The organism is Rheinheimera sp., from assembly GCF_036568245.1.
Lineage (GTDB): Bacteria > Pseudomonadota > Gammaproteobacteria > Enterobacterales > Alteromonadaceae > Alishewanella.
On the sequence record NZ_DATCSY010000237.1, the window covers coordinates 1 to 13,040 of the forward strand.

At 49.6% G+C, this 13,040-nt stretch carries 13 protein-coding genes; 6 read left to right on the forward strand and 7 right to left on the reverse strand.

What is annotated here, in order from left to right:
- Positions 1-733, reverse strand: a 733-nt coding sequence (locus VIN66_RS10875; protein ID WP_331924017.1) for a hypothetical protein, incomplete at its 3' end; no start/stop codon positions are given.
- 235 nt (positions 734-968) lie between these two features.
- Here VIN66_RS10875 and VIN66_RS10880 point away from each other — a divergent pair.
- The gene (locus VIN66_RS10880; RefSeq protein WP_331924018.1) at positions 969-1,781 is read left to right on the forward strand and encodes an HDOD domain-containing protein; all 813 of its coding nucleotides are present in this window, start codon (positions 969-971) and stop codon (positions 1,779-1,781) included.
- Positions 1,782-1,824: 43 nt separating this feature from the next.
- Here the strand turns inward: VIN66_RS10880 and VIN66_RS10885 are convergent, their stop codons facing one another.
- Together VIN66_RS10885 and VIN66_RS10890 are read right to left on the reverse strand one after the other, a co-directional pair.
- The gene (locus VIN66_RS10885) at positions 1,825-2,994 is read right to left on the reverse strand and encodes a vWA domain-containing protein (RefSeq protein WP_331924019.1); all 1,170 of its coding nucleotides are present in this window, start codon (positions 2,992-2,994) and stop codon (positions 1,825-1,827) included.
- Between the two features lie 160 nt (positions 2,995-3,154).
- Positions 3,155-4,000, reverse strand: a complete 846-nt coding sequence (locus tag VIN66_RS10890) for an AAA family ATPase (RefSeq protein WP_273023629.1) — start codon at positions 3,998-4,000, stop codon at positions 3,155-3,157.
- Between the two features lie 112 nt (positions 4,001-4,112).
- Here VIN66_RS10890 and cysK point away from each other — a divergent pair, with 112 nt between their 5' ends.
- Complete coding sequence (gene cysK, locus VIN66_RS10895; protein ID WP_331924020.1) at positions 4,113-5,087, forward strand: cysteine synthase A; 975 nt, start codon at positions 4,113-4,115, stop codon at positions 5,085-5,087.
- Between the two features lie 109 nt (positions 5,088-5,196).
- Positions 5,197-5,640: a hypothetical protein gene (locus tag VIN66_RS10900; RefSeq protein WP_331924021.1), complete on the forward strand. Its 444-nt coding sequence runs from the start codon at positions 5,197-5,199 to the stop codon at positions 5,638-5,640.
- Between the two features lie 25 nt (positions 5,641-5,665).
- On the opposite strand, the gene VIN66_RS10905 is transcribed toward VIN66_RS10900, so the two are convergent.
- Together VIN66_RS10905 and ggt are read right to left on the reverse strand one after the other, a co-directional pair.
- Positions 5,666-6,403 carry an enoyl-CoA hydratase gene (locus VIN66_RS10905; protein ID WP_331924022.1) on the reverse strand — a complete coding sequence of 246 codons (738 nt, stop codon included), beginning with the start codon at positions 6,401-6,403 and terminating at the stop codon, positions 5,666-5,668.
- A gap of 11 nt (positions 6,404-6,414) precedes the next feature.
- Complete coding sequence (gene ggt, locus VIN66_RS10910) at positions 6,415-8,172, reverse strand: gamma-glutamyltransferase (RefSeq protein ID WP_331924023.1); 1,758 nt, start codon at positions 8,170-8,172, stop codon at positions 6,415-6,417.
- 230 nt (positions 8,173-8,402) lie between these two features.
- On the opposite strand from ggt, the gene rrtA reads away from it, so the two are divergent.
- The gene (rrtA, locus tag VIN66_RS10915; protein WP_331924024.1) at positions 8,403-8,978 is read left to right on the forward strand and encodes a rhombosortase; all 576 of its coding nucleotides are present in this window, start codon (positions 8,403-8,405) and stop codon (positions 8,976-8,978) included.
- On the opposite strand, the gene VIN66_RS10920 is transcribed toward rrtA, so the two are convergent.
- The gene (locus VIN66_RS10920; protein WP_331924025.1) at positions 8,956-9,630 is read right to left on the reverse strand and encodes an RluA family pseudouridine synthase; all 675 of its coding nucleotides are present in this window, start codon (positions 9,628-9,630) and stop codon (positions 8,956-8,958) included. The two genes, rrtA and VIN66_RS10920, sit on opposite strands and share 23 nt — an antisense overlap.
- Before the next feature lie 79 nt (positions 9,631-9,709).
- On the opposite strand from VIN66_RS10920, the gene VIN66_RS10925 reads away from it, so the two are divergent.
- Positions 9,710-10,417, forward strand: a complete 708-nt coding sequence (locus VIN66_RS10925; protein ID WP_349257534.1) for an RluA family pseudouridine synthase — start codon at positions 9,710-9,712, stop codon at positions 10,415-10,417.
- A 129-nt stretch (positions 10,418-10,546) separates the two neighbouring features.
- Positions 10,547-10,948: a large-conductance mechanosensitive channel protein MscL gene (gene mscL / locus VIN66_RS10930; RefSeq protein ID WP_331924026.1), complete on the forward strand. Its 402-nt coding sequence runs from the start codon at positions 10,547-10,549 to the stop codon at positions 10,946-10,948.
- Positions 10,949-11,130: 182 nt separating this feature from the next.
- Here mscL and VIN66_RS10935 read toward each other — a convergent pair.
- Positions 11,131-13,040 (reverse strand): S9 family peptidase (locus tag VIN66_RS10935; protein ID WP_331924027.1); only part of this gene is annotated, 1,910 nt, incomplete at its 5' end.

A 13,040-nucleotide genomic window follows, 5' to 3' on the forward strand; every position in this document is an offset into this window, starting at 1 on the left:
CTATGGCGGGCTCATCGTTGAGCAGCGTTGCCAGCTGATTAATATCAGGCTCATCACTAAACAGGCAGCGGATAATTTCAGTTAGTTTAAGTGCCCCGGGTTCAATTTTCTTGCCATCGACTGCCAGAGCATCGGTCAGAAAGTAGCCCTGAAACAAATCACATCCGAGCGCCTTGCAGGCAGCAAATTGATCATCTGTTTCAACTTTTTCAGCCAGCCACAGCAAATCCGGCCTGCCGTAGCGCTTTTTATAGCGCTCAACAGCAGTCAGATCACTGCCAAGTAAGTCCAGTCTGATGATGTTAGCTAACGCCAGCAGTGGCAAAGTGTGGTCACTCACGCTGCTGTTATTTATGGCAAAACGAAAGCCCTGCTGTTTATAAGCGGCCACGGCGGTCAGTAAAGCGGGGGTAACGTCAATAGCGCCGGCCAATGTCAGCACCGTGCGCCCAGGCAGAAGCGATAGTTTTGCCGCAGCCAGCAGAAGCTCGGCGCTTACACCTACAAACACTGTTGTCCGGTATTGCTCTGCCTGTTCGGTAATCTCCTGACAATAGCGCGTCAACTGTTCATTACTAAGGTTTGTATCAAGCTGTAAGGCACTGATATTACTACTATTGCTATACAACAACTCAACAGCATAACGCTGCTTATCTCTGTTAAATACCGGCTGGGCAACAAACATAGCGCTGGTATCAGTAAGCGCGTTCATATCAGTACTGAGGCTGTTCACTTTCAGTCCTTACTGCAATACAGTTTTAACATGCAGGCGACAATATACGGGCCGCAATGCACAGTGTCCAGCCATCACGCTGTCTGACGCCAACTTTATACGTTAATTGGCCAAAACAGATAGATTCTGGATTATTTTGTTATAAAACAATAACAACACAAAATGTCTGAACTATGTTTATACTGCTCAGATAGAGAATACCTAAGACGCTAACCTTCCAGACCCGAGTACAGCTATGAAGCAAATGATTGAAAAAGCCACAAACTTACCCAGTATCCCCAAAGTTGTGCAGGAGCTGATCGCCAGTTTTAATAACCCCGACATTACCAGCGGCCATATTGCCACTATCTTAAGTAATGATCAGGCATTAACGGCCAAAGTGCTGCGCATGGCAAACTCTGTGCGCTACGGCGGCCACCGTAAAGTAGGTTCAGTAAAAGATGCCGTGCTGGTGCTGGGTTTTAACTCATTACGCACCTTAGTGTTATCTGTCGGTTTTGCATCCACACTGAAGGGCCCGGAGGCCTTTGATCTGGAAGCGTTCTGGATTAAGTCTTTCAAAATTGCTAACCGCTGCAAATGGTTGGCTAAGTCATTTAAAATAGATGCTGAAATTGCCTATACCTGTGGCCTGTTGCACGCCATAGGTGAGTATCTGATCCATCTGGTTAAGCCGGAAGAGGCCATTGCTATCGATAAGCGGGTTAATACCGGCGAAAGCCGCTCTCGCCTGGAAAAGCAATTACTCGGCTTTGATTACACTCAGGCCGGTGCTGAACTGGCTGATTACTGGCATTTTCCACAGGAAATCGTCACCGCCATCCGCTATCAGGAAAACCCGGCAGCGTCGTCACAGCTGTCCGCTTATGCCGTGTGTATTAATATTGCCCAGTACATGCTCGACAACGAGCGCAGTATTGCCGAAGGTAACTTTGACGGTTTCCCGGCAAAGTTGGTGCATGCATTACACCTGACATTATCTGAACTGTTTGCCCGGCTGGAAAAAGCGCCAGAGCTGGACGAAGGCATCGAAGAGTTTCTGCATTAATCTGGTCAAGGAACCTGGGCTAGCGGGCATTTAAGCCCGGAGATCACTGCAAGACTTTGATAGCACTGCCAAGGCCATCTAATGTCAGAGCAAACATCCGGCCTTGCAGAATCTTTTGTATGATATCAATAGAGTAGTAATGCCCCCACCATTGCCGTGGCTGGGGGTTTAGCCATACTGCTTTGGGGTATTGCGCCAGTAACCGTTGTAACCATACTTTGCCCGGCAGCTCATTAAAATGTTCGACACTGCCGCCGGGATATTCTATCTCGTAAGGGCCCATCGTCGCATCGCCAACGAAAATCAGTTTATAGTCGCTGCCATAGGTATGAATAATGTCTGCTACTTTTACCTGCTCGGTAAAACGGCGTTTATTATCGCGCCAGACGCCTTCATACACGCAGTTATGAAAGTAAAAAAACTCCAGATATTTAAACTCGGTTTTAACTGCAGCAAATAGCTTCTGACACTGTTCGATATGGTCATCCATTGAACCGCCGACATCAAAAAACACCAGCAGCTTCACCGCGTTGTGCCGCTCGCGCATAAAACGCAAATCGAGCCAACCAGCCTGCTCTGATGTGGCCTGAATAGTACCGAGCAAATCCAGTTCATTCTCGGCGCCACTACGGGCAAATTTCCTCAGTTGCTTCAGTGCCAGCTTTATGCTGCGATTATTTAACTCGCTTTCGGTGTCCAGATCTTTAAACTCACGCTTATCCCACACCTTTACCGCCCGGCGTGCGCCACTGCCCTGCTGACCAATACGCACACCTTCCGGGTTGTAACCGTAAGCACCAAACGGCGACGTGCCGCCGGTACCTATCCATTTACTACCACCACTGTGCTTTTTTTGCTGCTCGGCTAAACGCTCGCGCAGCGTTTCAAGCAGTTTATCCAGCCCGCCCAGCGCTTGTAGCTTGGCTTTATCTTCCTCACTGAGCTTACGCAGCACTTCCGGCACCAGCCATTCAGGCGGAATGCTGGCAGCAATATCGACCCCGGCAACACCTTCAAAGTACTCGGCAAAAGCACGGTCGAATTTATCGTACTGGGTTTCATCTTTTACCAGACAAAGCCGTGCTAACTGATAAAAGGCTTCGGTATCGGCGAAGATCATCTGTTTCTGTAACGCGTGAAGCAAGTCCAGCAATTCAGTAATGCTGGTTTTTAAACCGTATTTTCGCAGCGTAAAAAAGAAATCAATTAGCATGTGGCACACCTGTATTGTGCACACTTCGGCCCACAACACTTGCCAAGGCTCGTCGCAGCAACTCGCTCGTGCTATCGCCCTCACTCAGACACTCTGCGCCGACCTTAACAAGGTTCTGGGCCTTCGCAAGCAAGCTATGCTTTATATTGACAGCCATCAATTAACGCCCTTGTCTTTTCGCTAAAAAAGCCAGTTTCTCAACTAAAGCCACATCCTGCTCATTTTTCAGCAGTGCACCAAACATCGGCATTAAACCACCCTTTTGCTGTTTGTCGGTAAGTACCTCTGCCGGTATATCTTCGGCCAGCAATAACTTTAACCAGTCCAGCAACTCAGATGTAGAGGGCTTCTTCTTTAAGCCCGGTAATTCACGCAGTTCGAAAAACACTTCCAGCGCCACAGTTAACAGCTGCTGCTGAATATGCGGAAAATGCACCGCGACAATAGCACGCAAGGTTTCGGCGTCCGGAAAGCGGATATAGTGAAAAAAGCAGCGGCGTAAAAAGGCATCTGGCAGCTCCTTTTCGTTATTAGACGTGATAATTACAATTGGCCGCTCTCTGGCTGTAACCTGTTCCCCGGTTTCGTGCACATAAAACGCCATCCTGTCCAGCTCATGCAGCAGATCATTTGGAAACTCGATATCGGCTTTATCTATTTCATCAATCAGCAGCACCGGCCGTTTTGCTGCGCTAAATGCCTGCCACAACTTACCCGGGCGAATATAGTTATTAATATCGTGCACTTTGTCGCTACCCAGCTGGCTATCGCGCAAACGTGAAACCGCGTCATACTCGTACAAGCCATGCTGAGCTTTAGTCGTAGATTTGATATGCCACTGAATTAATTCTGTGCCTAAACTGGCTGCTAATTCCTCTGCCAGCCTGGTTTTACCGGTGCCTGGCTCGCCTTTTATCAGCAGTGGTTTTTCCAGCGTTACGGCCGCGTTTACTGCCAATGCCAGTTCAGCTGAAACGATATAATTGTCGGTGCTTACAAAGGCCATTATTTCCCTCTATGCTTGTGGTGAAATGTAATATCTTATAGCCAAAAGCTACTGTCATTTTTGCCACGCTGGCGTATTCTTATAACCAATTTATCGTAAACGGAGTTTTTTTATGGCAAACGTCTATGCAGACAACTCATTGTCTATCGGCAGAACCCCTCTGGTCAAATTAAACCGGACCATCGAAGGCGGTGCCAATGTTTATGCAAAAATTGAAGCGCGTAACCCAAGCTTCAGCGTGAAGTGTCGTTTAGGCGCAGCGTTAATCTGGGATGCCGAGAAAAAAGGCCTTCTGACTGCAGATAAAGAAATCATTGAGCCGACATCCGGTAATACCGGTATTGCGCTGGCGTTTGTTGCGGCCAGCCGCGGTTATAAGTTGACGCTGACGATGCCTGCCACCATGAGTCTGGAACGCCGTAAGCTGTTAAAAGCCTTAGGTGCTAATCTGGTGCTGACTGAAGGCCCGAAAGGCATGAAAGGCGCCATTGAAAAAGCCAAAGAAATTCAGGCGTCAAACCCGGATAAATATTTAATTCTCGGTCAGTTTGAAAACCCGGCCAACCCGCAAATTCACTTTGACACCACAGGCCCGGAAATTTTCAACGACTTAGATGGCAAAGTGGATATCTTTGTTGCCGGTGTCGGCACTGGTGGCACTATCACAGGTGTTAGCCGTTATCTGAAAAATGAGAAGAAACTGGCGCTGCAAAGTGTCGCAGTAGAGCCGGCAGAGTCACCGGTTATCAGCCAGGCTAAAGCCGGCGAAGAGTTAAAGCCCGGACCGCATAAAATTCAGGGTATAGGTGCCGGCTTTATTCCAGGCAACCTGGACCTGACGCTGGTTGACAGTGTCGAGCAGGTTACCAGTGACGAAGCCATTGCAGCTGCACACCGTTTAATGAAAGAAGAAGGTATTCTGGCCGGTATCTCATCCGGCGCGGCGTTAGTCGCGGCACAGCGCCTTGCCGCTAAACCAGAAAACGCCGGTAAAAATATCGTCATTATTCTGGCCAGTGCCGCGGAGCGTTACTTAACCAGCCCATTATTTGCAGACATTTTTACCGAGCAGGAATTGCAAGCGTAAACAATCTGTTAGCGTTTGTTAAGGGCTGCTTTTGCAGCCCTTTTCTTTACTTTACAGCCTGCCAAAAAAAAGCCACACTGGTTGTCCGTTTGATACTGGACTGCACCACATGAAATTGTATTGGCTTTTACCCCTACTGCTGTTGTTAGTGGCCTGCAAAGATGACAAACCTAAAGTAAATGCGCAGTGGGGTACGCCAGAGTACATTGCCACTGAGTTCTTTCAGGCACTTTATAACGAAAAAGATTTAGAAAAAGCGAAAAGTCTCAGCACTAAAGAATACGCCGAGTTGATGGAGTCTTATGGCACAGTGCGCCAGGTAGGACGCACACTGATTAATGTATCATTTGACAGTGTTGAGATCCGCGTCAACCGTAGCGGTGGTAACCTGCGTGAACAATATGAAGACGTTGCCGAAATTACCTTATTGCTGACAGGCCCCCACGACGGTAAGCAGGTAGATGAGTTACGGGTCGTTGAAATGAAGAAAAGAAACAGCAGCTGGGTTGTCAGCTCAGTGAAAGTAGATAAGTTCAGCACCAGCGCCCGCTGATGCTGAGCACAGCTCCCCGCTTAACCTAACGCTTAAAAAACGCCGCTATACGCTGCTGACAATCATCACCATCCAGCAAACGCTGAAACTGCGCCAGTTCCGCAGCGATAGTCGCAGTAACCTCGCGACTCCCGGCTTTTAGCAAGGTTTTACTCGTTTGCACCGCATCGGCCGGTAAAGCGGCCAACTGCTGCGCTTTTTGCCATGCCAAAGCTTCCAGTTCAGCATGGGTAACCACCTGATTTACCAGCCCCATGGCGTGTGCTTGTGCTGCATCAAAACGCTCTCCCAGCAGCAGATATTGTGCAGCGCGCTGATACCCCACCAACCTGGGCAACAGCAAACTGGACGCCGCTTCAGGGCACAGCCCTAACTGCGTGAATGGTAACTGAAAACAAGCCGTATCAGCGGCATAGACCAGGTCGCAGTGCAGCAATGCGGTAGTGCCAATACCAATTGCCAGGCCAGAAACTGCAGCAATCAGTGGTTTTGGACACTGCGCCAGCAGATATAAAAACTGCACTGTGGGGTGCTCAGTATCCATTACACCAGCAGCAAGAAAGTCTTTTAAATCGTTGCCGGCACTAAAACAGTCGTCACTGCCCTGCAATAACACTACCTTGATGCTGCTGTCTTCTGTGGCCCGCTGCAAGGCACTGTTCATATCCCGGTACATCTGCTGACTTAATGCATTTTTTCTGGCCGGACGGTTTAGCCGGATCTGCAGCACACCGTCTTTGGTTTGAATTACAATATCTGTCATAGTAAGCCCTGTTATTCGCCTGCCACCCGGCCTTCGCGGCGCGGGTCTGCTGCGCCTTGTAAACCGGCCTCGCTGATAGTAATAGCATGCAGGCCACTGTTCAGGTCCTGAATTTGCACCTGGTAGCCCATATCTTCTAAAGCGCCCTGCTGTTGCTCCAGTACAGTGCCTTTCTCCAGTGCCAGATAATCATTGCGATGGGTGATACGCGGTAAACTCAGCGCCTGTTGCACATCCAGTTTCCAGTCCAATACCGCGACAATACTTTGCGCCACGTAATTAATAATACGGCTGCCACCCGGTGAGCCAATCAACAGTACGGGTTTATTGTGTTGGTCAAACACCATCATCGGCGCCATTGACGAGCGCGGCCTTTTGCCCCCTTCTACCCGGTTTGCCACCAGATAGCCGTTCTGCTCCGGGCTTAAACTGAAATCGGTCAGTTGGTTATTTAATAAAAATCCGCCCACCATTAAGCCCGAACCAAACACGTTTTCAATGCTGGTGGTCATACTGACCGCATTACCTTCACTGTCTACAATAGAAAAATGGCTGGTATTCGGTAACTCTGGTGAGCTGGCACTGATAAGCCCGGGCGCCCCGCGTGGTACGCCCGCTTCGGCCGCCTTGCCAGCTTTGGTCAGATCAATCTGCGCAGCACGGTTTGCCAGATAATCTGTTTCCAGCATACCGTCGACTGGTACGGTCACAAATGCCGGATCTGCCAGATAACGTTCCCGGTCAGCAAAGGCCAGTTTTGCCGCCTGAGCCAGCACGTGGGTAGCCTGAAGGCTATTCGGTGCCAATTTAGACATGTCGTAATGCTGTAATATGCCTAAAATCTGCAGTACGGCAACACCGCCTGAGCTCGGCGGCGCCACGCCACACACTTTATAAACCCGGTATGGCATACAGATAGCATCGCGCTGAACCGCTTTATAACCAGCTAAATCTGATACAGATAACTTGCCGGGGTTAACCGGTGCAGTCTGCACCCTGTCGCTTATCGCTTTGGCCAGCTCCCCCCGGTAAAAAGCGTCCGGGCCATGTTGAGCAATCAGTTTCAGTGTGGCGGCGTAGGCCGGGTTCTTCAGGATCTCGCCTTCAGCTACCGCTTTGCCATGCGGGAAAAAATACTGTTTTGAATCATAGAACTCCGCTACACCTTTGTTCCAGCCTTTGGCCAGCTGAGATGCGGTGCGGCTGGATACCGCGAAACCTTGTTCTGCCGTTTGTATGGTATCGCTAAACAGCGCTGCCCATGGCAGCTTGCCATATTGCTGATGCGCGTCATACAGCATGGCAACAACGCCAGGAACACCGACAGACTTACCGCCAACATAGGCGTTACGCCAGTTCATCACCTTACCGTCCTCGGTAAAAAGTAGTGGTGTGGCACTGGCCGGTGCCGTTTCACGACCATCAAAACTGGTCAGCTGCTGCTGTTTGGCCTGCCAGTGCAGCATAAAGGCACCGCCACCAATCCCCGAGCTTTGGGGTTCAACCAGCCCCAGCATCAGTTGGGTGGCGATAGCCGCATCGACTGCGCTACCGCCTTTAGCCAGTATTGCTCTGCCCGCTTCAGCTGCCAGCGGATGCGCAGCAGCGACCATGTAGTGCTTTGCAGTAACCAGTTGTTGCTGATAAAGGCCGGTCGCGGCTTCCGGCTCCCGTGTTTCCTGCTGTGCAGCACTGGTCTGTAAAGTGATGACTGAAGTAAAACCTAAAACTAATAGTGTTTTGTAGCGGTGAGACAACTGGCTAAACATAATTCGGTTGATCTGCTTATAGTAAAGTACAAACACCCTAACCAGTTCGACCGCTAATATCAATATTGACAGCCGCCGCTGAGCGGTTGTAACGGCAACTTCAGCGCAGACGGTGGTATCAGGCTGAGTGTTAATAAGAATTTTGCTTGACCTGGATTGGCTTATCGTTTTGCATATGCGCATTGATAACGTCTGATGATATCCCTTTGCGCAAATTTAAGCCGTATTTTGTGTCCTGTCTACCCTATCTGGTATTAGCTGCCACCATGTTGTTATTGGCGGTATTGCCGGAACATACACAGACAATGCTAAGTTACAGCAGAGAAGGCATCGCCGCTGCTGAATACTGGCGTTTACTCACCGGCCACCTGGTACACAGCAACAACTGGCACTTGCTGATGAATCTGGGCGGCCTATTGCTGGCAATGTTGCTGCATGCCGGTTGCTTCAGCTCCCGCCAACTGGCGCTGTATTGGCTGTTGTGTGCTTTGGCGATCAGCATGCTGTTATATGTTGGCTCTGAACAAATACATATTTACGTTGGTTTGTCGGGTCTGCTGCACGCCATGCTGACACTTGGCGCGTTAAAAGACATTCAGCTGAAAATCAATACAGGCTGGTTACTGCTGGTAGGCCTTATTGTCAAGGTAAGCTGGGAGCAATGGCATGGGCCAGATGAAGATTTAGCTAAGCTGATAAATGCCAGTGTCGCAACTGACGCTCACTTATATGGCGTTGTCAGTGCGCTGGCGTTAGGTTTACCAGCCATGCTCTGGCTGAAGACTAAAAAGGTGCCACGGCGCTAAACTCCATCAGCTGTTTAGTCAGCGGATGCTGAAACTGTATATATTCTGCGTGCAGCATTAAACGGCTGCTTTTGTCAGCAGCGCCGGCTGGTGCATACAACGTATCACCCAGCATCGGGTGACCAAGCGCCAGCATATGCACACGCAGCTGGTGTGAGCGTCCGGTTACCGGTTCCAGCTTTACCCGGCTTTGATCTGTTGTGCTGTCGTAGCTAAGCAGCGTGTAGCGGGTAACTGATGGTTTGCCGTCTTGCTGGCATACTTTGTAAAGCGGCCGGTTGTCAGTATCAGCGGCTATCGGCAGTTCAATAATGCCCTGTGTTTTTGCCAACTTACCGGCAACCAGCGCAATATAGTGCTTATGCACCGTCCTGGCCTGAAACTGCTTGCTGATATCAGACAGTACTCTCTTCGTCATGGGTAAAACAACCAAACCGGACGTATCGTAATCCAGCCGGTGCACTACCGCAGCAGAGGGAAATTCGCGCTGTACCCGGCTGATCAGGCAATCCTGATTCTGTGGATGCCGCCCGGGCACTGTCAGCAGCTGCGCCGGCTTACTGACGATCAGCAGCACATCATCAGCATATATTATCTGGTACGGCTCTTTTGTTGCCGGCAGTATTGCCAGTTGTTCAGCGCTGTTCATCATGCTCTCCATCGTCAAAACGGCGGCCATTATGCCGTAAAAGCCGCTTGCCTGCCGCTGAAATTACGCTAAGCTACGCTCTTTGTCTGCAGACCTTGCCAGCATGACTACGCCTTTTATTTATAATCCGCCTACCGAGCCCTGGCTTGATATCCTGTATCAGGACAAAGATCTGATTGTGCTAAACAAACCAAGTGGTCTTTTAACCAACCCCGGCCGTGGCGAGCATTTGTCAGATTGTTTGCTAAGCCGCGTACAGCAGCAATATCCACTGGCGCAGCTGGTACATCGCCTTGATATGGCGACTTCCGGTGTTGTCGTTATAGCACTGCGACGTAAAGCCGAAGCTGCTTTAAAACAGCAGTTTGCCGACAGAGTGGTCAAAAAGCGCTATCTGGCCATGGTATGGGGCCAGCTGCAGCAGGCGGACGGCACTATCGATTTACCGCTTGTTGCGGATAAAGACCAACTTCCCAAACAGAAGGTTTGTCAGCGAAGCGGAAAAACCGCGATAACCCACTACAGCTTAGTAAAGCAGTTGTCAGACCGGGCTTTGGTTGAACTTAGCCCCATCACCGGGCGCTCACATCAGCTACGCGTACATATGCAGTCGCTGGGCCACCCGATACTGGGCGATGCGTTTTATGCTCCAGCGGAGGTGCAGCAAGCAGCACCGCGGTTAATGTTACACGCCGCCAGCCTGCAGCTGCATCAGCCTTATCATGGCAACGTGCTGCATTTTCAGGCTGACACCGACTTTGTTGCGGCCAATGGCGCGTTAAAGCCCTGAGTTAAAGCTATAAATTGTCTTAAATGCTAGTGGCAAAATACCCTTTGCTGGCTATAGTATTGTTAGCCATTAGCAGCATATAGCTGCAGACCCAATGGCAGATAATGATAATAAAACAGGAGTTTAGCTATGAGTATGCTGCAGGAATTTAAAACCTTTGCCATGCGTGGCAACGTAGTAGATATGGCCGTCGGTATTATTATCGGCGCAGCGTTTGGCAAAATCGTTTCATCATTTGTTAACGATGTCATTATGCCACCTATCGGGGTGTTGTTAGGCGGGGTTAACTTTCGCGATCTGGCGGTTGTTATTCAGCAGGCAACGGAAACTCAGGCCGAAGTCGTAATTAAATACGGCGCTTTTATCCAGACCATTATCGACTTTATTATTATCGCTTTTGCCGTATTTGTTGGCGTCAAAGCGATGAACTCATTAAAGAAAAAAGAAGAAGCCAAGCCTGCACCGGTCGCTGTTGTACCGGAGGATGTGAAGCTACTGACTGAAATTCGGGATTTGTTGAAAAAAGACTAACGGCGCTACAACGCGATGACAAAAAACGTCTCCTGGTGAGACGTTTTTTATATTAAGTGCTATATCCAATGTAGGCAGGAAACCCGATTTGGTCGGCGCAGAGTGTCTGAGCCCCGCCGCAGGCATTGGTGCGAGTTGCTGCGACGAGCCAAAGCGGGTATTGCGGCCGTAATAGCTGCACCTTACAAATTTTGCTCAAACAATTTATAAATCCGGCGGTACTCATCCAGCCAGCTGCTTGGCTGACGGAAACCATGCGGTTCAACCGGATAAATTGCTGTTTCAAAGTTGCTGTTCTCCTGTTCAATCAGGCGCTGCACCAAACGTACAACGTCCTGGAAAAATACATTGTCATCAACCATAGGAGCGTTGATAAGCAGTGGCTTTTTCAGCCCCTGTGTAAAATAAATAGGTGAACTGCGCTGATACGCTATAGGGTCAATCGCCGGTGAGTTCAGAATGTTAGAGGTGTAAGCATGGTTGTAATACGCCCAGTCACTGACCGGACGCAATGCCGCGCCGGCCTGGAACAGATCTGGCTGGGTAAACAGCGCCATAAAGGTCATAAAGCCACCGTAAGAGCCGCCATAAGTACCAATACGGTTACGGTCAACGTTGGCATTATCGACCAGCCAGTTTACGCCATCGGCTAAATCTTCAATCTCCGGCGTGCCCATCCGCCGGTAAATCGCGGTGCGCCAGTCACGGCCATAGCCTTTTGATGCCCGGTAATCCATATCCATTACCACATAGCCCTGCTGGGTCAGTAAGTTATGGAACAGGAACTCGCGGAAGTAGCCTGACCAACCTAAATCACTGTTTTGCAGATAACCGGCACCGTGGTTAAAGATCACAGCACGGCGTTTTTCACCCTGCTGATAATCTTGCGGATAATACACTTTAGCAAAAACCGGCTGTTTACCGTGGCTTGAAGGTACCGCCACGATTTGCGGCGCAACCAAGGGCAGCTGTTTAAACTCAGCCGAAACAGTATCTGTCAGCGGTTTCACTTCTGCGCCTGCGGCAGCATCAGCTACGTATAATTCATTCGGTTTAAGATTAGTGGAAAAATTCAGTAACAGTTTTGACTCATCCGGCGACAGTATAAAGCTGGTATTACCGCCCAGTTTGGTCAGCTGTTCCGTTTTACCGTTTGTAAGAACGGTGCGGTACACTTCGTAATTACCCGGGTGATTTACGTTTGCCTGGAAATAGATGTAGGTGTCATCGTGTGTCAATACCGGGTCTGCGACTTCAAAACTGCCCTCGGTCAGTTTTTTGGCCTTCCCTTTTAAAGGCTTGATATACAAATGTGAATAGCCAGACTCTTCAGACAAATAGTACAGACTCTCGCTGTTATTCAGCCAGCCAAAGTCATTAAAAGCATAGTTAACCCAGGCATCGTCATGTAACCGGTGCTGTGGCAACAATTTTTTCTGTTTCAGGTCAACGGTTGCTATCCAGCGGTCCTTGTTATCCAATGCTTTTAGCATCAGCGCCACCTGCTCGCCATTGCGGTGCCAACGTATAGCGCTCTGGCTCCAATACCAGTCGTTCATCAGACCAATAGCACGGATCACTTTTTCGCTCTTGTACTTTTCACCTCGGGCCTTGGCATTCTCTGCTTTTACCTCAGCCAACACGTCTTCGTTGTAGCCTGGCAAGCTGCTGTAGCTTAACTCAGCACTGCTACCATCTTGCAGGCTAATCAGCAAAATGCGTTGCGGTTCAGGAGTTACATCATTGACGCGGGCGCGCACCTTCTGCGCTGCTATATCACCGTTGCCGGTAATATAATTCGGCATGATGTCTTTCTCATTGGCTTTACCTGCCTTACGTACTGATACCACAAGATAATCGGCTTTAGGCGATAAACTCGCGCCGACAATCTGCTGGCCTTTGCCCAGATAGATGGCTGGCGCGGCAATACTGTCATTTTGTTGCTGCAATTGCTTTTTAGCGTCAAAGCGCTGCTCGGCGTGTTGTTGCTGCAAGGCGACAAACTCAATCAGCTTATGTTGCTCCTGCGCCAGATAACCTGACGGTTTTGCCGGAGCCTTGGGTTTGTCTTCTGTTTTCAGGCTGACCAGCT

Coding starts and splice junctions, on each gene's coding strand:
- VIN66_RS10920 (WP_331924025.1), bottom strand. CDS start 9,630: ATGATGAACAGCGCTGAACAACTGGCAATACTGCCGGCAACAAAAGAG.
- VIN66_RS10900 (WP_331924021.1), top strand. CDS start 5,197: ATGAAATTGTATTGGCTTTTACCCCTACTGCTGTTGTTAGTGGCCTGC.
- ggt (WP_331924023.1), bottom strand. CDS start 8,172: ATGTTTAGCCAGTTGTCTCACCGCTACAAAACACTATTAGTTTTAGGT.
- VIN66_RS10890 (WP_273023629.1), bottom strand. CDS start 4,000: ATGGCCTTTGTAAGCACCGACAATTATATCGTTTCAGCTGAACTGGCA.
- VIN66_RS10885 (WP_331924019.1), bottom strand. CDS start 2,994: ATGCTAATTGATTTCTTTTTTACGCTGCGAAAATACGGTTTAAAAACC.
- cysK (WP_331924020.1), top strand. CDS start 4,113: ATGGCAAACGTCTATGCAGACAACTCATTGTCTATCGGCAGAACCCCT.
- mscL (WP_331924026.1), top strand. CDS start 10,547: ATGAGTATGCTGCAGGAATTTAAAACCTTTGCCATGCGTGGCAACGTA.
- VIN66_RS10905 (WP_331924022.1), bottom strand. CDS start 6,403: ATGACAGATATTGTAATTCAAACCAAAGACGGTGTGCTGCAGATCCGG.
- VIN66_RS10880 (WP_331924018.1), top strand. CDS start 969: ATGAAGCAAATGATTGAAAAAGCCACAAACTTACCCAGTATCCCCAAA.